Annotated in this window: 27 protein-coding genes; 21 read left to right on the top strand and 6 right to left on the bottom strand. The window is 55.4% G+C overall.

The annotated features are described in order from the left end of the window. Window positions 1-13: 13 nt before the first annotated feature. Genes nth through ENH71_RS12920 form a run of 6 tightly spaced genes read right to left on the bottom strand, consistent with a single transcriptional unit; the run spans window position 14 to window position 3332 of the window. Window positions 14-652, bottom strand: coding sequence for an endonuclease III (gene nth / locus ENH71_RS12945; RefSeq protein ID WP_294135098.1), 639 nt, complete (start codon window positions 650-652; stop codon window positions 14-16). Then, complete coding sequence (locus tag ENH71_RS12940; RefSeq protein ID WP_294135096.1) at window positions 649-819, bottom strand: hypothetical protein; 171 nt, start codon at window positions 817-819, stop codon at window positions 649-651. The genes nth and ENH71_RS12940 overlap by 4 nt, the downstream gene beginning before the upstream one ends. Next, a complete protein-coding gene (locus ENH71_RS12935) occupies window positions 816-1643 on the bottom strand; it encodes an RnfABCDGE type electron transport complex subunit D (protein WP_294135092.1) in 828 nt (275 codons plus the stop codon). The genes ENH71_RS12940 and ENH71_RS12935 overlap by 4 nt, the downstream gene beginning before the upstream one ends. An 8-nt stretch (window positions 1644-1651) precedes the next feature. Next, a complete protein-coding gene (locus ENH71_RS12930; RefSeq protein WP_294135087.1) occupies window positions 1652-2185 on the bottom strand; it encodes a 4Fe-4S dicluster domain-containing protein in 534 nt (177 codons plus the stop codon). Then, window positions 2182-2712, bottom strand: coding sequence for an electron transport complex subunit RsxB (rsxB, locus tag ENH71_RS12925; protein WP_414704712.1), 531 nt, complete (start codon window positions 2710-2712; stop codon window positions 2182-2184). The genes ENH71_RS12930 and rsxB overlap by 4 nt, the downstream gene beginning before the upstream one ends. 11 nt (window positions 2713-2723) lie before the next feature. Then, complete coding sequence (locus ENH71_RS12920; RefSeq protein ID WP_294135081.1) at window positions 2724-3332, bottom strand: hypothetical protein; 609 nt, start codon at window positions 3330-3332, stop codon at window positions 2724-2726. Between the two features lie 153 nt (window positions 3333-3485). Between ENH71_RS12920 and ENH71_RS12915 the strand changes: the two genes are divergently transcribed. The 21 genes from ENH71_RS12915 to flhB all read left to right on the top strand — a co-directional run bounded on the left by ENH71_RS12915 (window position 3486) and on the right by flhB (window position 24630). Beyond that, window positions 3486-3653, top strand: a complete 168-nt coding sequence (locus ENH71_RS12915; RefSeq protein ID WP_294135078.1) for a rubredoxin — start codon at window positions 3486-3488, stop codon at window positions 3651-3653. A gap of 21 nt (window positions 3654-3674) precedes the next feature. Beyond that, on the top strand, window positions 3675-5795 hold the full coding sequence (gene metG, locus ENH71_RS12910) for a methionine--tRNA ligase (protein ID WP_524538476.1): 2121 nt from the start codon (window positions 3675-3677) through the stop codon (window positions 5793-5795). 86 nt (window positions 5796-5881) lie between these two features. Further along, the gene (locus tag ENH71_RS12905) at window positions 5882-7420 is read left to right on the top strand and encodes a S1C family serine protease (RefSeq protein WP_294135067.1); all 1539 of its coding nucleotides are present in this window, start codon (window positions 5882-5884) and stop codon (window positions 7418-7420) included. A gap of 169 nt (window positions 7421-7589) precedes the next feature. Continuing rightward, a complete protein-coding gene (gene dcd, locus ENH71_RS12900; RefSeq protein ID WP_294135064.1) occupies window positions 7590-8159 on the top strand; it encodes a dCTP deaminase in 570 nt (189 codons plus the stop codon). A 177-nt stretch (window positions 8160-8336) separates the two neighbouring features. Continuing rightward, the gene (locus tag ENH71_RS12895) at window positions 8337-9644 is read left to right on the top strand and encodes a sensor histidine kinase (RefSeq protein WP_294135061.1); all 1308 of its coding nucleotides are present in this window, start codon (window positions 8337-8339) and stop codon (window positions 9642-9644) included. After that, window positions 9641-11077: a sigma-54-dependent transcriptional regulator gene (locus tag ENH71_RS12890; RefSeq protein ID WP_294135058.1), complete on the top strand. Its 1437-nt coding sequence runs from the start codon at window positions 9641-9643 to the stop codon at window positions 11075-11077. The genes ENH71_RS12895 and ENH71_RS12890 overlap by 4 nt, the downstream gene beginning before the upstream one ends. A gap of 18 nt (window positions 11078-11095) precedes the next feature. Beyond that, complete coding sequence (fliE, locus tag ENH71_RS12885) at window positions 11096-11473, top strand: flagellar hook-basal body complex protein FliE (RefSeq protein ID WP_294135054.1); 378 nt, start codon at window positions 11096-11098, stop codon at window positions 11471-11473. A 39-nt stretch (window positions 11474-11512) separates the two neighbouring features. Then, entirely contained in the window at window positions 11513-13210 is a 1698-nt protein-coding gene (gene fliF, locus ENH71_RS12880) for a flagellar basal-body MS-ring/collar protein FliF (protein ID WP_294135052.1), read from the top strand. After that, entirely contained in the window at window positions 13203-14228 is a 1026-nt protein-coding gene (fliG, locus tag ENH71_RS12875; protein WP_294135049.1) for a flagellar motor switch protein FliG, read from the top strand. Before fliF ends, fliG begins: the two co-directional genes overlap by 8 nt. 13 nt (window positions 14229-14241) lie before the next feature. After that, a complete protein-coding gene (locus ENH71_RS12870) occupies window positions 14242-15261 on the top strand; it encodes a flagellar assembly protein FliH (protein ID WP_294135043.1) in 1020 nt (339 codons plus the stop codon). After that, window positions 15258-16724 carry a flagellar protein export ATPase FliI gene (gene fliI / locus ENH71_RS12865; RefSeq protein WP_294135040.1) on the top strand — a complete coding sequence of 489 codons (1467 nt, stop codon included), beginning with the start codon at window positions 15258-15260 and terminating at the stop codon, window positions 16722-16724. Before ENH71_RS12870 ends, fliI begins: the two co-directional genes overlap by 4 nt. Then, window positions 16721-17167 (top strand): flagellar export protein FliJ, encoded by a 447-nt coding sequence (gene fliJ / locus ENH71_RS12860; RefSeq protein ID WP_294135037.1) that lies wholly within the window; start codon window positions 16721-16723, stop codon window positions 17165-17167. The genes fliI and fliJ overlap by 4 nt, the downstream gene beginning before the upstream one ends. Before the next feature lie 101 nt (window positions 17168-17268). Then, a complete protein-coding gene (locus tag ENH71_RS12855; RefSeq protein ID WP_294137856.1) occupies window positions 17269-18945 on the top strand; it encodes a flagellar hook-length control protein FliK in 1677 nt (558 codons plus the stop codon). Window positions 18946-19186: 241 nt separating this feature from the next. After that, on the top strand, window positions 19187-19678 hold the full coding sequence (locus ENH71_RS12850) for a flagellar basal body-associated FliL family protein (RefSeq protein ID WP_294136551.1): 492 nt from the start codon (window positions 19187-19189) through the stop codon (window positions 19676-19678). 18 nt (window positions 19679-19696) lie between these two features. Then, window positions 19697-20665: a flagellar motor switch protein FliM gene (gene fliM, locus ENH71_RS12845; RefSeq protein ID WP_294136553.1), complete on the top strand. Its 969-nt coding sequence runs from the start codon at window positions 19697-19699 to the stop codon at window positions 20663-20665. 60 nt (window positions 20666-20725) lie between these two features. Further along, entirely contained in the window at window positions 20726-21082 is a 357-nt protein-coding gene (gene fliN / locus ENH71_RS12840) for a flagellar motor switch protein FliN (RefSeq protein ID WP_294136569.1), read from the top strand. A 45-nt stretch (window positions 21083-21127) separates the two neighbouring features. Beyond that, a complete protein-coding gene (fliO, locus tag ENH71_RS12835; RefSeq protein WP_294136556.1) occupies window positions 21128-21586 on the top strand; it encodes a flagellar biosynthetic protein FliO in 459 nt (152 codons plus the stop codon). A gap of 95 nt (window positions 21587-21681) precedes the next feature. After that, on the top strand, window positions 21682-22401 hold the full coding sequence (gene fliP, locus ENH71_RS12830) for a flagellar type III secretion system pore protein FliP (protein ID WP_414704722.1): 720 nt from the start codon (window positions 21682-21684) through the stop codon (window positions 22399-22401). A 4-nt stretch (window positions 22402-22405) separates the two neighbouring features. Next, window positions 22406-22675, top strand: a complete 270-nt coding sequence (fliQ, locus tag ENH71_RS12825) for a flagellar biosynthesis protein FliQ (RefSeq protein ID WP_294136560.1) — start codon at window positions 22406-22408, stop codon at window positions 22673-22675. Window positions 22676-22679: 4 nt separating this feature from the next. Then, window positions 22680-23453, top strand: a complete 774-nt coding sequence (gene fliR, locus ENH71_RS12820; RefSeq protein ID WP_294136563.1) for a flagellar biosynthetic protein FliR — start codon at window positions 22680-22682, stop codon at window positions 23451-23453. A gap of 43 nt (window positions 23454-23496) precedes the next feature. Next, on the top strand, window positions 23497-24630 hold the full coding sequence (flhB, locus tag ENH71_RS12815) for a flagellar biosynthesis protein FlhB (RefSeq protein ID WP_294136565.1): 1134 nt from the start codon (window positions 23497-23499) through the stop codon (window positions 24628-24630). Window positions 24631-24635: the final 5 nt, after the last annotated feature.

Here is a 24635-nt window from a genome sequence, read left to right as displayed (position 1 = left end):
CGCGGTTAGCGCGTCAGTCGACAGGTGTTTTCTGTCGGTATTCGCATAAATCATAAATCACGCAAGCTGCGCAACGCGGCTTGCGTGATATACAGATATACCTGCCATGCAGTATCAACCAATGATGTGCATCCAGCAGATAGTCTGCGGGCACCATGCGCATCAGTCTTTTTTCTACTTCCAGGACATTTTTGCCGGGTGCAATGCCGGTTCGGTTTGAGACTCTGAAAATATGAGTGTCAACCGCCATGGCCGCCTGCCGAAAAGCGGTGTTGAGCACTACATTGGCGGTCTTGCGTCCGACGCCGGGCAGTGCTTCCAATGCTTCGCGCGTATCCGGCACTACCGAATCGTGTCGTTCAATCAGTGCCGCGCAGGTTTTGATAATATTTTCCGCCTTGGTGTTAAACAGGCCGATACTCTTGATGTAGGACTTCAGGCCATCCACGCCCAGCGCCAGAATCGCCGCTGGCGTATTGGCATCCCGGTAAAGCTTGCGGGTAGCCTTGTTAACGCCCACGTCGGTAGCCTGTGCTGACAGGATAACTGAAATCAGAAGCTCAAATGTTGAACTGTATTCGAGCTCTGTCACCGGATTAGGGTTCTCCGCGTGCAGTCGTCTGAAAATCTCCAGACGTTTTTCCCTGTTCATGAGATTTTACCCGTCACCCGCACACGTATGTCGGGATCAATACTGTTGTTGACTGGAGGAGAAATTTTCCTGGCGGCAATCAGGCGATACCCGGCTAACAGGGTGCCCGCCATGATAAACGTCAACGGTATTAACACCATTATCAGATCGCCAGACAAGGCAGTCATTGTGCATTCTCCTGCTGCTGTTTTGGTTTTCGCGCTGGCCTGAGAATATGATCCAGTGCCGGCACCGCCGCGTTCATCAGCAGCCCTGCTGCGGCAACGGCAACGGGGTAGGTCAGCCATGTGCCAAGGGCCACGCTGATAGTGGCTATCATTAGTCCGAACACCAGTTTGCCGGTTCGGGTGCCAGGTGAAGTTACCGGATCAGTGGCCAGGAAAAATGCGGCAAGCATGGCGACACTGCCGCTCAGTGCCAGGTCGAACACATAAGATAGCAGGCCCGTTGCCAACAGCATTGTGGCCGGGATGTGCCAGCTTATGATGCCTCGCAATAACAGATATACGCCGCCCGCCAGAAGCGCGAAGGTCAAGGCGTACAGATGAAATAGCGCGCTGTCGGACATTGAACTGATATCATTGCCCATGTGATCCGCGAACAGCACCGATAGTCCCAGGTATGCCAGTAATACCGGATTGAACAGGTTCTGTCCCAGGCCGCCGTAAATATGTTTGCCCACGACAACCGCCAGGGCGATACCGGATGCAGTGAGCCACCATGGCGCCCAGATTGGCAAGAAAAGCGATAACAACACTGCGGTCACCAGCACACTGCCATCCTGCAAATGATACCCGACCGGGCGACCACGAAGACGCAGAGCCACAGCCTCCAGCAGCAGCGCCAGCGCGCAACTCATACTCAGTGTCAGCGCCCAGGCTGCGCCGGCAAACCAAAGCTGCAGGGCGACGGCGGGCGTCAACGCAATCAGGGTCGTTACCATGATGCCGGCTGTACTGAGACTGCGTGTCGCCGTTGGTTTGGGGGCCATGACCGTGCTCAAGACTTTTTCTCCGGTGACTCATTCTGCTTTTGCAGTGCGGCCTTGCGGGCACGTGTCCGCGCGACGGCAGCGGCTATCTCAGCCTGGATTTGCTCCGGAGTTTTGGCGTTTACCGGTGTTGTATCGGGGTCAGCTTGCTGAACCGGCCTGGAGATGGCTTTGCCAGCAGCCAAATCGTTGCCCTTGGCCTGCAATTTCTGCAATTTGCGCTCCTGCTGGGCTATGGCCTCATGCTGGTTTCGAGCCTGGTGGCGCTGGAAGCGTTGTTGCCAGTGTGTGGCTTCCGCATCGGCCTGTTCTTGCGCGTGCAATGCGGTTTTCTCCGCGCGAAAAAGATCCAGCAATGGCAAATGACTCGGGCAGACGGTTTCGCAGGCGCCACATTCCGAACACTGCAGCAGGTCAAACTGTTTTGCCTGTTCATGTTGCTGAAACCGGCTGAAGGCATAGAGTTGTTGCGGCTGCAGTTGCTCCGGACACACGGCAGCGCAGAAGTCGCAGCGAATGCAGTCACGCACTGGGTTGCTCATGACGGCCTCCAGGTCAGGGGCTGGAAGGTGGCCGGCGCCGGCAACATGTCAATGCAGTCGACCGGGCAGGGCGCCACGCATAAATCACATCCGGTACAGTCTCGCTCGATCACCGTATGCATACGTTTTGGCGCGCCGATGATGGCGTCTACCGGACAAGCCTGAATACATTTGGTGCAACCAATGCACTCTGCCTCACGGATAAACGCCACCTTGCGGGGAGTTTCACTGCCATGACGCGAGTCCAGCGGCAGTTCCCGTTGCTCCAGCAGGCTTGCCAACCGCGTGATGGTATCGGCGCCACCGGGCGGACAGCGATTGATGGCGACGCCAGTGGCTATCGCTTCGGCGTATGGACGACAGCCGGGGTAGCCGCACTGCCCACACTGAGTCTGTGGTAGCACTGCGTTAATTCGCTCCACCAGTATCTGCTGACTGTTGTCACTGTCTGGTGTGACTGCGAGTCGAATGCGCAACACCAGACATACTGAGGCGAGCAGGGCCACACATGTGGCCACGATGGTGATAGCCAACGCCGTCATATCATGGCCCCGACAGGACTGAGTAACGCCAGTGCCAGAATACCGGCGGTCACCAGTTCCTGTGGCAGTCCCCGCCATGCTGCAGGCGCATCGGACACTGCCATTCGCAAGCGCAGACCTCCGAAAATCGTTATCATGAGGATAAGACCGGCGCCAGCGCAAAGTGACCATAGCAGTGTTGCGCCGAGTCCGGAGTCGGGGTGGGCGAGGATCAGCAGACTGGTCAATATGGCACATTCAGCCCCGGCAACAGGCAACAGGAGCCTTAAGCGGCGACCGGGTTGCGGATATCGACGACCAATCCAGGTGGTCAGCGGTAACAACATCAGCGCTGTGCTGATAAAGCCGAGGGTGACGATCAGCAGCGGGGGCATGCTGAGCCCGGTGACCATCGCTGTCATGGTCAGGGTACCGGCGGTGAACAGGGTATTGGCGACCAGCAACGCGGCCATGCTGACGGTAAATACCGTCACTGCGCCCGGATTACTGACAGAGGGGCGCCATTGGCCGGGACGTCCTGACCAACTGGCAGGGCCGGTGAGACGACTGAGACTGATGCAATTGACCAGTGAGATTGTTACCAGCACCACATAGAATTCTTTCACGCGTTGATCGCTTTAAGCCGTTTAGCAGGGGAAGCGCGCAGTTTAGCACGGACAGGGCTTTTGCCCATAACAGCCCACTTAAAGTATCATCTGCCCCCGATACCCGTATGTGGGTAACCAGAGACCGATTAACAGCAGGATTGACGCGACAACATGAAAAAATGGCAGTGTATTGTATGTGGTTTGATATATGACGAAGCCGAAGGCTGGCCGGATGATGGTATTGCGCCCGGAACCGTCTGGGAAGACGTGCCTGAGGACTGGATGTGTCCGGAGTGCGGCGTCGGTAAAGAAGATTTTGAAATGGTTGAATTGGCCTGAGCACTGCAACGCCCGGCTGCGATAAAAGGAAACTACTCTGTGTCAAAACGTAAAATTCTGGTCACCAGTGCCTTGCCCTATGCCAATGGCCCGATTCATCTGGGTCACGTCCTGGAGGCGGTGCAGACCGATATCTGGGTGCGCTTTCAGAAACTGCGGGGTGTGGACTGTGTTTACGTCTGCGCTGATGATGCCCACGGTACGGCAATCATGTTGCGCGCGGAAGATGAAGGCATTACACCAGAACAGTTGATTGACCGGGTACGATCCGAGCACAAGGCTGACTATGATGGGTTTCTGATCGGCTTCGACAATTATCATTCGACACACTCACCTGAGAATCGCCAGTACTCGGAATCCATTTATACAGCGCTGCGTGCCAACAATCGGATCAATGTCCGCACCATCAAACAACTGTTTGATCCCGAAAAGGAATTGTTTCTCGCCGATCGTTTTGTTAAGGGCTGTTGCCCCAAGTGCCGTGCGCCTGATCAATACGGCGACAACTGTGAGGCTTGCGGGGCTACTTACAGCCCGGCGGAGCTGATTGACCCGCGCTCTACCTTGTCCGGTGCGACGCCGGTGGAGCGTGAGTCCGAGCATTATTTCTTCCGGTTGCCTGAATTCACCGATATGCTCAAGGCCTGGACGCGAAGTGGCAGCCTGCAACCACAGGTGGCCAACAAACTCAGTGAATGGCTTGATGCCGGCCTGCAGGAGTGGGATATCAGCCGGGATGCACCGTATTTCGGTTTCGAGATCCCGGACGCGCCGGGCAAGTACTTTTATGTCTGGCTGGATGCGCCTATCGGATACATGGCAAGTTTCCAGAATCTGTGTGATCGCAGCGATTACAGGTTCGACGATTACTGGAAACCGGGCACTGATACCGAGCTGTATCATTTCATCGGCAAGGACATTATCAACTTTCACGCGCTGTTCTGGCCGGCCATGCTCAGCGATGCCGGCTATCGAACCCCGTCAGCCGTGTTCGCCCATGGCTTCATGACGGTCAATGGCAAAAAGATGTCCAAATCGCGCGGCACTTTCATCAATGCCGGTACCTATCTGCAACATCTTGACCCGGAATACCTGCGATATTTCCTGGCCTCACGCCTGGGTTCAGGCGTGGATGATCTGGACTTGAGCTTTGCCGAGTTCAGCCAGAAAGTAAATGCGGACCTGGTTGGCAAAGTAGTCAACATCGCCAGCCGCTGTGCCGGCTTCGTTGTCCGCGGCTTTGATGGTCAGCTCGCGGAGCAGCCGTCGAATCCGGCGCTGTTGGCGGAGTGCCGGGAGGCTGCTGACGAGATTGGCAACGCCTTTGAGCAACGGGAATACAGCAAAGCCATTCGCCAGATCATGGCGCTGGCTGACAAGGGCAATCAGTATATTGCCGAGCAGCAACCCTGGGTGCTGGCGAAACAGAATCCGCAGGATCCTGCCGTGCAGGCGATCTGCACCACCGGTATCAATCTGTTCCGGTTACTGATGGTTTACCTGAAACCGGTAGTGCCGGCGATGGCAGCAAAAGCGGAAGCGTTTCTCAATGCGGGTGAATTGACCTGGTCGGATAGCCGCAATTTACTGTTGTCGCACCGGATCAATGCGTTTTCACCCATAATGACACGCGTCGACCCGGCCAGTATTGACGCTTTGCTTGCTGCGAGCCAGGCCGAAGTAAAACAGGCGGTCAGCAGCCCTGAGCCCGCAAACAGCCCTGAGCCCGCAAGTAGCCCTGAGCCCGTAAGCAGCCCTGAATCTGAGGCAAGCCCGGTTAGCAAAGAACCCATTGCTGATGAAATCGAATTTTCCGACTTTGTCAAAGTTGACCTTCGTATTGCCCGTATCGCTGCTGCAGCATACGTCGACGGGGCTGACAAGCTTCTGCAGCTCACCTTGGATCTGGGCCTGGGTGCTGATGGACAGCCGTTTCAGCGCAATGTTTTCTCGGGCATTCGCTCGGCTTACAAACCGGAAGAGCTGGAGGGCCGATTGACCGTGGTGGTGGCAAACCTCAAGCCGCGCAAAATGAAATTCGGACTCTCCGAGGGCATGGTGCTGGCAGCAGGCCCAGGCGGCACTGATATCTGGTTACTCAGTCCTGATCAGGGCGCCGAGCCCGGAATGCGTATTTTGTAAAAGCATTTGACGACAGAGCAATTTTTCAGGTTTACTCGGTCTTCTGTCCGAGACCTAATAACACGAAGTAGATAAGGGGACACTTGATGGTTGCAGCAGGCTTTGCCGTTACGCGTTGGCGGTATTCACTGTTTGCTGCGCTGGCTTTTTGCGGAGTGCTGACGTTCAGCAGCGCAGCCAGTGCGCAGATCACCGAAGAAATCCGTGAAATCGAAAGCTCGATTGTCAAAATTTACACAACCTCCGCTGCGCCCGATTACTTCACCCCCTGGCGGTTGATGACACCGTCGCAGAGTAGTGGCTCCGGTGCTGTCGTTGCTGGCAACCGTATTCTGACCAACGCGCATGTTGTGGCGAATGCCAGCTACGTTCAGGTGCAGAAGCACAATGATCCGGAACGCTATCTGGCGCAGGTCCACTTTATTTCCCATGCCTCAGACCTGGCCCTGCTTGAAATCGAAGATCCTGCCTTCTTTGACGATACGCCCGCGCTGGCTATCGGTGATTTGCCCGAACCCAATACTGAGGTGTTTGTATTCGGGTATCCCGTTGGCGGCAGGACGCTGAGTGTTACCAAGGGCATTCTGTCGCGGGTCGAACAACAGGTTTACGCGCATTCCGGCGAATATCTGCTGGCGGGTCAGATTGACGCTGCCATCAATCCGGGTAATAGCGGCGGTCCGGTGATTGTTGACGGCAAGATTGCCGGTGTGGTCATGCAATCAGTGGCGGGCGGACGTACTGAAGCGCTGGGTTATTTTGTACCGCCGGATATATTGCGCCATATGCTGACCGATGCCAGCGATGGTAGTTATGACGGATTTCCGGATCTGGGATTTCGCAGTCAGGACCTGGAAAGCCCGGCAGCCAAGGCGGCCTACGGTCTTCAGGAAGAGCAAAGTGGTGTGTTGGTAATAAAGGTATTCAGCAATTCGCCGGCCGACGGCATATTGCAGGAAAACGATGTTGTGTTGAGTATTGATGGTGTCCCGATCGCCGGTGACAGTACCATCAGTCTGAGTCGGACGCTGCAGACAAACTACAAGCACGCCATTGATCTCAAACAGATTGGTGACGAGGTCACGTTGACGTTGTCGCGCCATGGTGAGGTTCGCACGGTGACGCTGACCGCACGGCGCCGGCAGGAGAACTACAGCCTGGTGCGCGGCGAGGAATTCGATGCCATCCCGGAGTACTACATCTACGGCGGTATTTTGTTTGTTCCCCTGAATATGAACCTTATCAAGCGCTGGGGTGCGGACTGGACCCGTAGCGCTCCGGTAAACCTGCTGCATGCGCGCGGTGAATGGAGTTCGCCAGAGCGGCGTGAAATGGTGGTTGCCCTTCAGGTACTGGCAGCCGACGTCAATCTGGGGTATCACGACGTGCGCAACTGGATTGTAGATACGGTCAATGGTCACCCGGTGCGCGATTTTTATGACTTCGTCCGGCAACTGCGTGACAACCAGGACGAATTTGTCGTATTCCGTGGTGATTCCGGGTTTCAGCTCGTAGTGGATCATGATCAGGCCCTGAGTAGCGAAACTGATATATTGCAGCGCTATCGAATTCCCGCGAGCTATTCGGAAGGTCTGTTTCAACAACCCAGGCTGGTTGCACAATAAACCACCCACCTGGCAGTAGTGACAGGCAGGTATCCCACTGATAGTGAACTGAGGCGCGATACATCGTATGATGCGCGCTTCAGTTTTTTTATGGTTAAACATCGTTCTTTGGCGGCCAGCGGATTCTGGCAGAGCCATCAGAGCACAGGCAGGCGGAGACAGGCACTATATGAGTATCAAGTCTGACAGATGGATTCGTGAAATGGCGCAGAAACACGGCATGATAGAGCCGTTCGAGCCCGGACAGGTACGCTATATTGATGGCAATAAAGTGATTTCGTACGGCACCTCCAGTTATGGCTACGATGTCAGGTGTGCCACGGAGTTCAAGATATTTACCAATGTTCACACCACCAGCGTGGTGGATCCGAAGAACTTCGATGAAAGCAGTTTTGTCAGTATCGATGAGCCCTATTGCATCATTCCGCCAAATTCCTTTGCGCTGGCTCGCACTGTTGAGTACTTTCGCATCCCCAGTGATGTGCTCACTGTCTGCCTCGGCAAGTCGACCTACGCCCGTTGCGGCATCATTGTCAATGTGACGCCACTCGAGCCGGAGTGGGAAGGGCATGTCACCCTGGAGTTCTCCAATACCACCACGTTACCAGCAAAAATATACGCCAATGAAGGCGTTGCGCAGATGCTGTTTTATCAGTCTGACGAGCAGTGCGAAGTGACTTACAAACAGCGCGGTGGCAAATACATGGGCCAGACGGGCGTCACCACACCCAGAGTTTAACCTTGCCGGGCCGCGTCAATGAATCGTCCAGCGACCGCGCCCAGCGGTCAATTATTTGACCTTGCTCGCGGGCTGAATCCGTAAGTTACTGATATATATAGCCAACCATAAGTGGCATAGACATTGCTTTCTCCATCCTGATACCAGATTAATCATAATCGACAGGATCAGGCAGTAATGGCGCTTTCCCGACTACAGTCCGTTCAACAGATTTCCGACGCCCGCCGCGACAACGACGGTGGCAAGGCGCTTGAGCTTGCGTTCAAGGCGTTCAATGAAATTTCCGGCGAATTGTCGCACAGCTATCAGGTACTGGAAGATCGCGTGCGGGATCTCACCCGTGAGCTGGAAGCGGCCAATATGCAAAGGCTGCGCGAATTGTCAGAGAAAGAGCGCATTGCCCGCCGCCTGCAAAATTTGCTGCAACTATTGCCGGGCGGTGTACTGGTGCTTAATGGTAAGGGCGTGGTCACCGAGTGCAATGAGGCCGCAAGGGCCCTGCTGGGCGAGCCCCTGACCGGACTGCCCTGGGTTAATATCATCCGCGACCGGTTCGCGCCACGCAAAGACGACGGCCATGAGATTTCTCTGAGCAATGGCAAGCGTGTCAGTCTGTTGTCGCGATCACTGGAGGAAGAACCCGGCCAGATCATCCTGATTACCGATCAGACCGAAACCCGCCGCCTGCAGCAACACCTCAGTCGTCATCAGCGTTTGCTGGAAATGGGGAAAATGGTGTCGTCGTTGGCACACCAGATTCGCACCCCACTGTCGGCTGCCATGTTGTATGCCGGCAATCTGGCTTCCTCGCTGGAAGGCAATCAGAGCCGCAACATCCGCACTCACGAGCGTTTGATGTCCAGACTGCACAACATGGAGCGTCAGGTGCGTGACATGCTGATTTTTGCCCGGGGTGAAGCAGTGCTCGATGAAACGCTGTCGGTGCATCAGATTCTGGATGAGGCTTGTGTCGCGGCAGATGTCATGCTGTGTCCGGATTCCCGTCAGGACGCATTGAGCTGCGAGTGGCTAAACACCATCAGCGAGTGCCAGTTGTCATGCAATAAAGAGTCCCTCATAGGTGCCTTGCTGAATCTGCTGGAAAACGCGATTCAAAACGCGGGTCCCAGTGTAAAGCTGCAGGTTCGGGCAGACCGCGCCGATGAGCCGGGGTCGATTCGACTGTATGTTCAGGACAACGGCCCGGGCATCGACCCGGCGGTTATCGATCAGGTGACCGAGGCATTTTATACCACGCGTGCGCAGGGCACCGGCCTTGGTCTGGCAGTTGCCCAGGTCGTGGCGCGTGCGCATGGTGGTCGTTTCTTTATCGAAAACCTGGCGGACACAAAGTCCGGTTCTGACACCGATCGTAATTCAGTCACCGACACCTCAGTCACCGGCAACACCGGCGTGCGGGCAGGCTTTATCCTGCCCTGTGTTCACCAACGCGCCCACACTTCAGCAACAGGGAGCAGCAAATGAGCAAGGCGAGTATTCTGGTCGTAGAAGATAACTGGGAGCTGCGTGAAGCACTGAGCGATACGCTGGAGTATGCCGGCTATCAGGTTCTGGTAGCCGAGTCTGGCGAGTCGGCGCTGCAAGTGCTGGCGCAGTCCCGCGTTGACATGGTGGTGTCTGATATCAATATGGATGGCATGGATGGTCACGAATTGCTGCAGCAGCTCAGGGCCAGATTCCCGGTCATGCCGGTGGTGTTGATTACCGCTTTCGGCAGTATTGGCAGTTCAGTACGTGCGATGCGCGAAGGCGCAGTTGACTACCTGTTGAAACCGTTTAAACCCGAACAGCTGCTGGCAACGGTGGAGAAATATCTGACACAAAAGGTCACTGGCCATACGCAGCCGATCGCTATTGAACCATCCAGTCAGCAATTGCTGGGATTGGCGAAAAAAGTGGCACAATCCGATGCCACTGTGTTGATATCGGGCGAAAGCGGCACCGGTAAAGAAGTATTGGCGCAATATATTCATCAACAATCGAAACGCGCCAACGGTCCTTTTGTTGCGATCAATTGTGCCGCGATTCCCGAGAACATGCTGGAAGCCACTTTGTTCGGGCATGAGAAAGGTTCGTTTACCGGTGCCTATCAAAGCAGTCCGGGAAAATTCGAACAGGCCGACGGTGGCACCATACTGCTGGATGAAATTTCGGAAATGGACATCGGTTTGCAGGCAAAGATCCTGCGCATACTTCAGGAACGTGAAGTAGAGCGACTGGGCAGTCGCAAGACCCTGCAACTTGATGTGCGCGTGATTGCCACCACCAACCGTGATCTGCGTGCCTGTGTGCGTGACGGCCGTTTTCGCGAAGATCTGTTCTATCGCCTGAGTGTATTTCCTCTGGCATGGCAGCCGTTGCGTCAACGTCGACAGGACATTGTGCCGTTGGCCGAACGCCTGCTGCAGCAACATGCGGCGCGCATGGGCAGAGGCGTGACCACGCTGAATGAACGTGCGAAACAGGATTTAATGGGTTACGACTGGCCGGGCAATGTACGGGAGCTGGACAACGTGCTGCAGCGAGCGTTGATCATTCAGGATGGCAACGTGATAACGGCAGCCAGTCTCGCCCTGGTCGCTGACAGGCACGATGATATTCCGTTGGTTACCGAAGCGCAGCAGGGTTCCGGGCAGCCGCCGGCCTATCACAGTACGGCTGATTCCTGGACAGCCACGGCAGGCGTCACGTCATCCGAAAACGACTCCGATAATCAGGTATTGGGCAATGACCTGAAGCAACGCGAATTTGAAATCATTCTGCAGACTTTGAAGAAACAGCGCGGTCGCCGCAAGGAGACTGCCGAGGCTTTGGGCGTCAGCGCGCGGACCTTGCGCTACAAGCTGGCTCGCATGCGGGACCTGGGCATAAATATTGATTCGCTGGTAAGCGCGTAATAATAGGGAGATAAGCGAATGAATGGTGTAACAGATCGGGTAGATATCAATCAACTGCTGACTCAGATGCGCGATATCCGCGGACAAATGCAAACGCCTAATATTCAGGCTCCGGACCTCAGCAATGCCGTCAGCGAAGGCCGGGGCGTTGACGGTGCGCAGTCGTCTGACCGCGTTGGGTTTGCCGACATGCTCAAGAACGCGGTGGATTCGGTCAATGAAACCCAGATGCAGTCTAGCTCCCTGCAACGCGCCTTTGAAATGGGTGATCCGGAAGTGGATATCACGCAGGTTATGATCCAGATGCAAAAAGCCAGCGTGTCATTCGAAGCCATGACGCAAGTTCGCAATCGCCTGGTCAGTGCGTACCAGGACATCATGAATATGCCTATCTGATCTCCGTCAACTGGCAGCTTTAACTAGCAGGGTAACAACATGGCAACAGCAGAGTCGGCGCAACCGCAAAACGCACTTGTCCCTTCATCAGGCGGTGAGGGGTCCGCGTACAGCAGTAATTTCATGAAAGGCTTTAACCGGCTCAACCTGGCGCGACAGGCCGGGCTTATGATTGCGCTGGCGGCAAGTATAGCGTTGGGGTTTTCGGTCGTGCTGTGGTCGCAAAAAGAAAGCTATCAGCCCCTTTATCCCAGCATGCAGGGCTTTGATACCTCGGAGTTGGTGCAGGTGATGGATACCGCCGGTATATCTTACCGTATTGATCCGGCGTCAGGTGTGCTGCTGGTGCCGTCCAACTCGGTAGATTCAGTGCGCCTGCAGGTGGCCAGCGCGGGTGTCACGCGTGACAACGGGTACGGATACGAATTTCTGGACCAGGAACAAAGCCTGGGCACCAGCCAGTTTATGGAAGAGAATCGCTACAAGCGCAGCATGGAAGGCGAACTGCAGCGCACCATCACCAGTTTCCGATATGTCCAGTCAGCGCGTGTGCATCTGGCGACGCCGGAGCGTTCGGTATTTGTTCGCAACAGTCGCAAGCCAACGGCATCGGTTTTCCTGGCACTGCATTCCGGTCGTCAACTTTCTGACACCCAGGTGCAGGCCATTGCCAACCTGGTCGCATCCAGTGTGCCGGAGATGATGCCCGAAGATGTCACCGTAGTGGATCAGCAGGGCAACCTGCTGTCCCGTACCGGTGAGAATGAAGAAATGATGATGGCATCCGAGCAGTTTGCGTATGTGCGTCGATACGAGGAAACCCTGGTCGGCCGTGTTAATCGTATTCTGCACCCGTTACTGGGGGCAGGTAAATTTACCGCTGAGGTGGCGGCCGATGTTGATTTTACGCGGACCGAGCAAGCGGCAGAGACCTACAACCCGGAAGGCAGTTCTGTGCGCAGTGAACAGTCGTTGAATGAGCGACGTGCCACGGGCGATGTAATCGCTGGTATTCCCGGAGCATTGTCCAATCAACCACCGGGGGCGGCCAATGCGCCGGAAACTCTTGAGGGCGTTGACGGTGGAGCGCCCGCTGCGGAGCCGACCAACATCCGCAATCAGGAGACACGTAACTACGAGCTTGACAGAACCATCAGCTATACCAACTATGACCCGGTGTCTGTGCGACGCCTGTCTGTTGCGGTGGTGATTGACGAGCCTGTCGGCGAAGCTGCACAAGGCTGGAGTGCCGAAGATATGGAGCGGATCAGCGCTCTGGTGCGTGACGCCGTTGGTTACAATGCGGAGCGCGGCGATAGCGTCACCGTGATCAATAAAGCCTTTGCCCAGGTTGAGGAACTGGCCGGCGACGCGCTGCCGTTCTGGCAGGCGTCCTGGTTCGCACCCGCGTTGCGCCAGGCGGCAGCGGCACTGTTTGTGCTGATTCTGGTATTTGGGGTACTGATGCCGTCACTCAAGCGTCTGACTGTGGCAGGTAGCAGTGGCCGCAGCGCCAGCGGCAGCGGTGAGGCTTCGAGTGAAGTCGGTTATGCCGATATCAAGGCTGAGCACAAGATGAAAGAGGATTCGGTCACTTTGAGTGGCGGCGATGATATTCTGCTGGCAGGTCCGGCAGAGAGCTACGAACGGCAATTGGAGGCGATAAAAGGCCTGGTTGCAGAAGACCCTGCGCGCGCGGCGCAGGTGGTGAAAAACTGGATTTCCAACGATGGCTGAGAATAAAGCAATGGAAAATACGGCGGGCAATATCAGTTCACTTGAGCGCGCAGCCATCCTGTTAATGAGTATGGGCGAAAAGGACGCTGCCGAGATACTCAAGCAGATGGGGCCCAAGGAGGTGCAGAAAGTCGGCGCTGCCATGTCTGCACTTAAATCTGTGTCACAGGATACAGTATCGTCAGTGCTGAATTCATTCCTGTCTGAATGTGGCGCACAAAGCGGTTTGGGTGTCGGCTCGGAAAACTATATCCGTAACATGTTAACAGAAGCGCTGGGTGAGGAGCGTGCCCGCGGTTTTCTCGACCGGATACTGCTCGGTGGCTCAAGCTCGGGTATCAACAGCCTGAAATGGATGGATCCGCGCTCGGTGGCCGATGTCATCCGGCAGGAGCACCCACAGATTCAGGCTGTTGTGCTGAGCTATCTGGAGCCTGACCAGTCCGCCAATATTCTTGGCAACTTTCCGGAGAAGGTGAGGCTGGAAATCATGATGCGCATAGCATCATTGGAAAGTGTCCAGCCGGAAGCCCTGAAAGAACTGAACCTGATTCTGGAGAAACAGTTTTCAGGTAAAGGGTCCAACCCATCGACATCGATCGGTGGCAGGAAAACAGCAGCTGAAATCATGAATAATCTGGATGGCGCTGTTGAGCAGGAGCTGATGCAATCGATCAAAGACGTCGATGAGGATATGGGAAATCAGATCCAGGACCTGATGTTCGTGTTCGACAATCTGCGTGAAGTTGAAGACCGCGGTATTCAGGCACTGTTGCGTGAGGTATCGTCAGAGGTGCTGATTCTGGCTCTGAAGGGCGCAGACGATTATCTGAAAGAGAAGTTTTTTGCCAATATGTCCAAGCGGGCCGCCGAGCTGTTGCGTGATGACCTTGAAGCCAAAGGGCCGGTCCGAATCGTTGAAGTGGAAGCGGCGCAAAAAGAAATTCTGGTGGTGGCGCGGCGCATGGCTGATGCCGGTGAGATTCAACTCGGCGGCGGTGGCGAGGCCATGATCTGATGAGGGCACAGTAATGCAGCGACATGTATTTGATGGCACGACACGCGTCAGCCTTAAAAATCTGGAAGAGCTTCCGGTCATGCGCTGGGTACCACCGACCATTGGCGCCGGCGGTAAACTTATTCAGGCTGAACCTCGCGCAGAGTCTCCGCTGCGCCAGGCTGTGGGGCAAACCACGGGCCGCAGTGAAGAAACCGACGCCGGCGCCGGCCAGCCGAAACCGGCACCGGCGTCGACCGCCGACAGTATGCGGTCCTATGACGAGGCCCGTGAAGAGGGGCTGCTGTCAGGGCGTCAGGAAGGTCTCGAAAAGGGTCTCGAAGAGGGCCGCCGGCAAGGCCATGAGCGCGGGTTGCAACAGGGTCTGGAGGAAGGGCGTCGGCAGGGCAACGAGAAAGGTTATAAAGAGGGATTGCAAAAGACGGACGCCGAACTGCGTCTGACTTTGAAAACTCTCAATGGCATGATGACCAAGCTTAGCCATGCCATCAATGAACAGGATTACCAGTTGGAGAAAGCGCTGCTGGACCTGAGCCGGGAAATTGCCCGCAATGTGGTGCAGCGTGAATTGCTGATCGACAGCAGTCATATCATGAAAATAGTCAGGCAGGCGCTGATGACGCTGCCACCCAGCCGGGACAATGTCCGTATTCTGGTGAATCCGGCAGATCAAGCGTTGGTGCAACAGGCGGCCGAAGAGGGTGGCGAGAACTGGCGTGTCGTGGCCAATCAACATATCGAGCGGGGCGGCTGTCGGGTGGAAACCGATCAGAGTGCGGTTGATTTCACAACCAGTGAACGCTTTGCCCAGGTTATCGAGCAGATTGTTCAACGTCAGCTCGACGGCAATGATGCAGCGCTTGAGGCGCCTGCAGCAGAGGCCTTTGAAGAGGCGCCAGAGCCTGTCGTGAAAGCTTCGCGCGAAACCAGACCCGCGGTTACCAGGCCCTCTCTGGCGGACGAAGCGGCAGCGCTTGCCGGTGATGAGGCGGAGTCATCTCAGGACCTTTCAAAAAATCAAGGTAAACCATGAAGCCCAGACAGAGTCTCGCGCAACGGTTGCGCCGCTATCAGCCAACCGGTGACCTGCAGGTCAAGCCTGTCATTGTGGGTAAACTGACGCGTGTTGTCGGGCTGACACTGGAAGCTGTCGGCTGCAACGTGTCTCTGGGTAGCCGGTGTCTGGTCAGTCACAGCAATGGCAAGGAAATCGAAGCGGAAGTGGTCGGTTTTGATGGCCCCCGGATATTTCTGATGCCATTGTACAGTGTTGAAGGCCTGCAGCCGGGTGCACGGGTAGTGCCAGCGCCGAACGTTCAGCGCTTGTGGGTAGGTGATGGTCTGCTGGGAAGGGTGCTTGACGGGTTCGGTGAACCCATTGACGGCAAGGGACCGATTGCGGTGCAGAATTGCCGTGAAGCGCAACCGGTGAGGGCGATCAATCCCCTCAAGCGCCAGCCTATCCGAGAAACACTGGACGTGGGCATTTCTGCAATTAACGGTTTATTGACGGTTGGCCGCGGCCAACGTATCGGTCTGTTTGCCGGCAGTGGTGTTGGTAAGAGTGTATTGCTGGGCATGATGACGCGGTTTACCGAAGCAGATGTCATTGTGGTAGGTCTGATTGGTGAACGGGGCCGGGAGGTCAAGGAGTTCATTGATGAAATTCTGGCCGAAGAAGGACTGGCAAGATCCGTGGTCGTCGCCTCACCTGCTGATGACTCACCCTTGATGCGTCTGCGGGCGGCGATGATTACCACCCGCATTGCCGAAGGTTTTCGTGACCAGGGCAAAGACGTGCTGATGCTGATGGATTCGTTGACCCGTTATGCCATGGCGCAACGGGAAATTGCCTTGGCAATCGGTGAACCGCCGGCGACCAAAGGTTACCCGCCGTCCGTGTTTGCCAAGATACCTCAACTGGTAGAACGTGCGGGTAATGCCGACAGCGGCGAAGGTACAATCACCGCATTTTATACGGTGCTGACTGAAGGTGATGATCAGCAGGACCCGGTTGCTGATTCGGCGCGTGCGATTCTTGATGGTCACGTCGTATTGTCACGCACATTGGCCGAACAGGGTCACTATCCGGCGATAGATATCGAAGCGTCTATCAGCCGAGTGATGCCAGCGGTGGTCAACGCCGACCATCTGGCCAAGGCGCAGCTATTCAAACGGGTGTATTCACGCTATCAGCAGAACAGAGATCTGATCAGCGTTGGTGCCTATACCATGGGTTCGGACAAGGATATCGATTTTTCTATCGAACGAATGCCGCATCTGCGCCAGTTTTTGCAGCAGGGGCTGACCGAAAACGTAAGCATGGCCGACGCTGTTCAGCGGCTGGGCAAAGCCATTTCGCCGGCACCCGGACGCACCATGCCCGGCGCAGGCGCTGCCAGTCCCGGTAATGTTACCCAGCTGCAGCCCAGAACAACGCTGGGAGGCAGCGAGCGCGGCGCGCCAACAGATAAACAGTCGGGTAGTGCTTCGTGAACCGGGTAAAACGTATGCAACCGGTGATACGTCTCGCCGAGCTGGAGGCAGACAAAGCGGGCCAGGCGCTGGCGATGCTTCAACAACGGATACAGGCGGAGGACAACAAGCTTTCCCAGCTGCAGTCCTATCAGCAGGATTACCGCCAACAGATGCAGGTGTCGGGTAAGGCTGGCATGACGGTGGATCGCTTGCGCCTGTTTGACGGTTTTCATCAACAACTGGATCGTGCTATCAACCATCAGCTTGAACTCATCAGACACATGCAACAGGATCAGGAGCGGGTACGTGATCACTGGCGCAAGCTCGATATTCGTCACAAAAGCCTGGAGAAAATGATAGAGCGGCTGAAGCGTGATGCCGAGGTTGTGCAGGCCCGTAACGAACAGCGCAACCATGATGAATTTGCCCGCCGCCGCCCTGAGGGGTCCGGCTGGTCCTGAATTGGCAAGTTTCTTGCTATTTCCTCTGTGAGCACCCGTAGTGCCACCGTTCATTGCCGCACCGGCAGTGCGCAATGGCAATCAAGCAGAGGACTGTAAACATGCTGGTACCTGTAGATCTGATGTCAATTGTTAGTGCCGGATCCTCATCCGCACAGGCCCGCGACGCCGGCAACATCGACGTTGGCGGAGCCGCCTCCTGGCTGCTGGCGGCCGATGCCGACGCATCCTCTGCGTCTGGTAAGGACGTGATAAACAGCCTGTTCAGGTCGTATGCCAATGATGGGGAGGCCAATCCGGCAGCCCGCTTTGCGGCGGACCTGAAAGCGTTGTTGAGTGCTCATGGTGTCTCCTTGACGTCGGATCAGGCCTTGCTGCCAGCCGGCGCTGGCTTGATCGCAGACCCGCTAAGCGGAGAGATTGGGGATCTGCCATGGAGCGTTGATGAGCTTCTGCAAATGGCCACAGGGCCGCTGCCGGGCGGAAATGATTTGCCTCTGGACGACCAAACCTTGCCGTCTGTGCTGAGCAACTGGTTGGCGGCATTGTCTGCACCGGCTGCCGAAGCCACCGCGAGTGTTGAGGCGACACCGACATCTGTGGGTAACGCAGCGGCTGCGGGCAACGCGGCGGCACTGTTACTTGGTGGCAGTGGAACTACTGGTGACACGGCAGCAAGCCAGTCTGCAACGGGGATATCTGCATTGATGCCGACTGGCGGCGCGGCACCGTCCGCTGGTCCAGGTCTGGCCGATGTGCTGGGCCGCAGCGCGGGTAGTGGTGAGCTGAGGACGACCGTCGGTGCGACAACTGTGGGGGGCTCTGCCCGTGCACAGGCAGATTCCGGCGTGCTCTTATCGGATGCGGCGGCTACCAGGGCACCTGACGCAGGGCTGGCAGGTGCCAGTGCAGCAATGACGTTGCAGTCTCCACTGCCAACCGACGTAACCCGGCAGGCAACAGAGTCCACCCAGGTTAATCCTGGCAGCCAGAAAATTGCCTCCGATGCTGCCAATGCCAGTGCTTTCCGTTCGATTCAGTTCAACCAGCCGGCCTCCGGCGACAGTGGTAGCGCGGCAGACGGTACATCCGTCATTCAGTCAGAGCTGAGCAGGACCAGTGCGCCACTGGAGCGCAACCAGGCGATCGCCAGCCAACTGACCGCATCCGTGGCGACAGGCGCTACGGCTGACGGTCCGGCTGCCACCAGCACATCCCAACTGTTCAATCCGGCAGATGGCAGTGCCGTCATGAACCGGGCAGAGCAACGCATGTTCGCTACCGAAAGCGCACAACAGGCGCAAGCACAGGCCGCGCAACAGACCGCTAACCGCACCGGCGAAGGTTTACCCAGGTTTGCCATGGATACAGCCTTTGGTCAGCAAGGTTGGTCCGACAGTCTGGGGCGGCAGTTGCTCGTAATGAGCAGTCAGGGGGTCAGTTCGGCGCAGATCCGCCTGGATCCGCCGGAGCTTGGCAGTCTGACGGTGAAGATTCAGGTGTCGGCCGATCAGCAGACCAATGTCAGCTTTGTCAGTCAACATGCCGTAGTGCGGGAGGCGCTGGAACAACAACTCAACCGTTTACAGGATCTGTTCCGGGATCAGGGTCTCAACCTGCAGGACGTATCAGTATCGGACCAGTCGCCACAACAGCGTGACGGCGAAGGTGGAGGCCAGCACGGCGGCAACGGCGGGTCAGGCAGGGACGAGCAGGATCCGGGTGTTGGTGAGCCGGTCATGGTGCGCTCCGAGTCTCTTATCGATTTTTACGCCTGATCCGAACCCTGCCCGTGACTCGCTGACAGCGCAGATATCACGGGCAGGGCGTCAAACCCCCGTCTCATTTTGCCCGCCTGATTTGCTGACAGCGTCACTTAATTGGCGAGTGTCTTTTTTTCCAATCCCTATATAATTGATTACTAATAAGTTATCGACTTATTGTGAGAGTGGCACAAGCCTTGCTTCTGCCATAATGACAAACATCTCAACCCTGTGGTTGAAATCGGGAAAGTTTTGTATGGCTGACGAAGATGAAGTTCCAGTAGCAGGCAGCAAAAAGTGGCTGCTTATCGGCGTGATCGCTGTGGTTGTGTTGGCGTTAGCGGGCGGCGGCGCCTGGTTTTTCCTGCTGGGTGGCACCGACGACGTTGTTGTCGACGAAGGCGCAGCGGAAACCGTTGTCGCCCGTGAGCCGGTGCAATACCTTGAGTTGTCACCCGCGTTTATTGTGAATTTTCCGCATCAGGGACGCCAGCGCTTCATGCAGGCGACTGTGACGCTGATGTCACGCGATGCGGAAGCGCTGGAAGCTGTTCAACGACACATGCCCGCCATCAGACACAATCTGATCAACCTGCTGAGTGCACAATTGATTCTGGTATTTGAAGATCCCGCCGGCATCGAGGATCTGCGACAGATGGCCACCGATGAAGTCAATCAGGTACTGCAACGCGAGATCGGCCACGACGGTATAGAACAACTGCTGTTTACCAACTTTGTTATGCAATAAGACAGTGGAGAAGCACTGATGCAGGATTTGTTATCACAAGACGAAATTGATGCGCTGTTACATGGTGTTGATGACGGTGCTGTTGATATGGACCTGGATGATGATCCGACGTCGGTGCGCTCGTATGACCTGACCAGCCAGGATCGGATTGTCCGCGGTCGTATGCCTACGCTGGAAATGATCAATGAGCGTTTTGCGCGTTATACACGCATCAGTCTGTTCAATCTGTTGCGCCGGACGGCCGATGTTTCCCTCGGCGGTGTGCAGATCACCAAATTTGGTGAATACCTGCATACACTCTATGTACCAACCAGCCTTAACCTGGTGAAGTTCCGGCCACTGCGGGGTACCGCTCTTATCGTACTTGACGCCAAACTGGTGTTTAAGCTTGTGGACAATTATTTTGGTGGCGATGGTCGGCATGCAAAAATCGAAGGTCGCGAGTTCACACCGACTGAGTTGCGCGTGGTGCAGATGGTACTGCATCAGATTTTCACTGATCTGGGCGAGGCATGGCGCAATGTCTACAAACTTGAATTCGACCATTTGCGCTCGGAAGTAAACCCGTCGATGGCCAATATTGTCAGTCCCAGCGAAGTGGTTGTGGTCAGTAGTTTTCACATTGAACTGGACGGTGGCGGTGGTGATATACATGTAACACAGCCTTACTCCATGATCGAACCGATCCGTGATTTGCTGGATGCAGGCATGCAAAGCGATGTGGATGAGCACGATGAACGTTGGGGTAAAGCACTCAAGGAGCAGATCAAGGATGCTACCGTTGAGTTCAGCTGTCATCTGTTTGACCGCAAAATTACCCTGCGTGATGTCGTCGATCTGGAGGCCGGGGATGTTATTCCCGTAGAAATGCCGGAGACCGTTGTGCTTAAGGCAAACGGAATCCCGATGTTTGAAACCCGAATAGGAACATCCAATGGCAACCTGGCATTACGAATAGAAGGCGTGCATCGCGAGCGCGAAGCGTAAATGATCTAACACACGATACAACGTGCGGAGGCAAACAAGGTGAGTAAAGACGATCAGGCAATGGCGGACGAGTGGGCCGCCGCAATGGACGAAGACAAACAGCCGTCGAAGGATGTCGCCGGCACCGGTGCCGGCAAAGGCGAGAGCAAGGCAGGGTCGCCGGATCTGGATGTCATTCTCGACATCCCGGTCAGGATTTCCATGGAGGTGGGTAGCACCGCGATCACCATTCGTAACCTGCTGCAGCTGAACCAGGGTTCGGTCATCGAGCTGGATCGTCTGGCTGGCGAGCCCTTGGATGTACTGGTCAACGGTACGCTTATTGCGCATGGCGAAGTGGTTGTCGTGAACGACAAATTCGGCATCCGGATGACAGACGTCATCAGTCCGTCAGAGCGCATCAAAAAGCTTCGCTAAACTTCACATTTACCACTGCGTTTGTCTTAACGCCTGGAAAACAACATGGCTGAATCAGCTACATTGGTCGATACTGCCCGGCAAAGCGCCGAAACCGGCGCGGGTCAGGGCGCCATTTTTGCCGGCGGTTCGGATGCGATGCTGCAGACTGCGATATGGCTGCTGGTAATCGTTGGCATGATTCTGGTTCTGGCATGGGCTGTGCGTCGATTCACCAATATTGGTCCCAGAAGTGTCGGCGCCATGCGCGTGCTCAGCGCGCTGCCGGTTGGCAATCGGGAGCGCATTGCACTGGTTCAGGTGGGTGACAAACAATTGCTGATCGGTGTCGCCCCCGGCCATGTCAGTACACTGCATGTGTTTGACGAGAATATTGTATCGGCGCAACCAGCAAGCACCGCGTTTTCCCGGCCTGCTGATTCTTCGTCGCGCAATTTTGGTCAGGTTTTGCGTAACACGTTGCGATCTTCATCCGGCACCGCGGGTGCCAGGGATTCAAATTGATGCAGCGTGCTCTGCTATTAACCGTATTCATGCTATTGGGTCAACTTAGCCTGCTGACGCCAGCGATTGCACAGCAAGATGACAGTCCACAAACCATGACGCTGCAGGAGAGCCTGCTGGGCAACGAAAACCTGAGCAGTGGTATTCCTGCGATGTCAGTGACCACGGATGCCGATGGTAATCAGCGATACTCGGTAACCATCCAGATCCTTGCCATCATGACGGCGCTGACATTGCTGCCGGCACTGGCCATGATGATGACCTCGTTTACGCGAATCATAGTGGTGTTTGCGATACTGCGGCAGGCACTGGGGTTGCAGCAAACGCCTTCCAATCAAATCCTGTTGGGGCTGGCGTTGTTTCTGTCTATTTTTATCATGACGCCGGTGTTTCAGCAGGTCAACGAGAACGCCCTGCAACCCTACATCAATGAAGAAATCAGCGTACAGGAAGCACTGGATCAGGCTGAAGGCCCGTTTCGCACGTTCATGGCGGCGCAGACCCGTGAATCCGATCTGCAGCTGTTTCTGGACCTGGCTGACGCCGGGCCAGTCAATGGCATAGAAGACGTTCCGATGACGGTTTTGATACCAGCATTTGTAACCAGTGAGTTAAAAACAGCATTTCAGATTGGCTTTCTGCTGTTTATACCCTTCCTGGTCATCGACCTGGTGGTGGCCAGTGTTCTGATGGCCATGGGCATGATGATGCTGTCACCCATCATCATCTCATTGCCATTCAAGATAATGCTATTTGTTCTGGTGGACGGCTGGGCCATGATTATTGGCACGCTGGCCATGAGTTTCGGAGTCTGACCTTATGACACCTGATGTGGCCGTAAATATCTGGCGCGAAGCGATGTGGTTGATAGTGCTGCTGGTAGCCGTGATTGTCATGCCCAGCTTGTTGGTTGGCCTGGTAATCAGTACGTTTCAGGCAGCGACACAGATTAACGAGCAGACCCTGAGTTTTCTGCCACGACTGTTGATTACACTGGTCGTTATCATCATTACCGGTCCCTGGCTGCTGCGTCGCATCATGGAGTTCACCGAGCAGTTGGTGCTCAGCATTCCGATGCTGGTCGGGTAAAGACGTGCTTGAATTTACCGATGCAGAAATAGGCGGCATGGTTGGTAGCTTTTTGTGGCCGTTGTTCCGGATCATGGGGTTTTTCCTTGCGGCGCCGGTGTTGGGCTCCAATTTTGTTCCTATCCGCGTGCGATTGATTCTGGCGTTGGCGGTTTCGCTTCTGGTAGCACCGACTTTACCGCCGGTCCCGGCGTTTGATGGATTATCACTGACCGTGATGATTATAGTTGTGCAGCAGATTCTGATAGGTGTGGCGCTGGGTTTTTTTCTGCAGATGCTGTTTCAGATTTTTGTGTTGCTGGGCCAGATGATTGCCATGCAGATGGGTCTGGGTTTTGCGTCCATGGTTGACCCCGCCAACGGCGTCAATGTCGCTATCGTCAGTACATTTTATCTGATGTTTGTGACGATGCTGTTTATCACATTTGACGGCCACCTGATCATGATTGAAGTAATTGCCGACAGTTTCGAGCAGGTGCCGATCGCAACCACGGGTCTGGGTGTTGATGTGTACTATCAATTGATCAGCACCATCAGTTGGGTATTCTCCAGTGCCGTGGTGTTGGCTCTGCCCGCGTTAACTGCGTTGCTGATGACCAACTTCGCGTTCGGCATCATGACCCGGGCGGCGCCACAAATGAATATTTTTGCACTGGGTTTTCCGGTTGCCCTGATGTTCGGATTGTTTGTGATCTGGCTGAGCATGGGGTTTTTCCTGGATGCTGCGGCCGCTATTTTTAACGAGATGTTCATCCGGCTAAGAGCCTTGCTGGACTGATAAACTTACAGCTTAATTCAGCAATTGCTGATCAGAGAGTGTGATGGCAGAACAGGACTCGTCCTCGGAAAAAACCCAGGAACCGACCGCGAAACGGCTTGAAAAAGCGCGTGAGGATGGCGACACCGTTCGTTCGAAAGAACTCAATACCATGGCCATCCTGATTGCCGGTTCAGCTGCGCTGTTAATGTTCGGCGGGTTCATGATTCAGGCCCTGGCAGGTCTGATGAGTCACAACTTCGTCCTTGAACGCGAACAGGTGTTTGATACCAGCGCCATGCTAAGCCACCTCGATGTCTCGGCCATGCAGGGTCTGCGCTCACTGCTGCCGGTGTTCGGCGTGTTGCTGGTAGCGGCAATACTGGGTCCGATTGGTCTGGGTGGCTGGAACGTGAGTATGAAGGCCGTTATGCCCAAAGCCAATCGTATGAACCCGATGTCCGGACTGGGCCGCATGTTCGGACCCAAGGCATTCATAGAACTGGCGAAGGCAGCCGGCAAAGTAGTGGTGGTTGCTGCCATTGCCCTGGTAATCATGGCATTTTACCGGGAACAGATTCTGAGCATCATGACCGAACCCCTGTTGCCGGCGATGAGGCATACACTGATTATTCTTGGCTGGTCGGTGCTCGCCATGTCCTGCGCCATGATACTGATCACTATCGTTGATATTCCGTTTCAGATTCACTCCCACACCGAGAAACTGAAGATGACCTTTCAGGAGGTCAAGGATGAAATGAAAGACACGGAAGGCAAACCTGAGGTCAAACAGAAGATCCGGCAGTTGCAGTATCAGATGACACAAAACAGAATGTTGTCGAATCTGCCTGAGGCTGATGTGATCGTTACCAACCCGCAACATTATGCGGTTGCATTGAAGTATCAGCAGGGCGGCAGCGCGGCACCGGTCATGATCGGTAAAGGTATCGATTTTATGGCGCTGCGTATTCGTGAAGTAGCTAAAGAACACGACATCCCCATTGTTGAGTCGCCGGTTCTGGCCCGGGCCATCTACTACAATACCGATCTGGATGAAGAAATACCTGAGGGCCTGTACAAGGCAGTGGCTCAGGTACTGGCCTACGTTTTCCAGTTGCGTCAATACCGGCATAAAGGCGGACGGCGACCGGTGCTGGCCGATAACCTGCCGGTTCCGGATGATCTGCAGCACGATTAAATAGC

It is taken from the genome of Pseudohongiella sp. (assembly GCF_011050365.1).
Classification (GTDB): Bacteria; Pseudomonadota; Gammaproteobacteria; order Pseudomonadales; family Pseudohongiellaceae; genus Pseudohongiella.
This window is presented reverse-complemented; position numbering and strand designations above follow the sequence as displayed.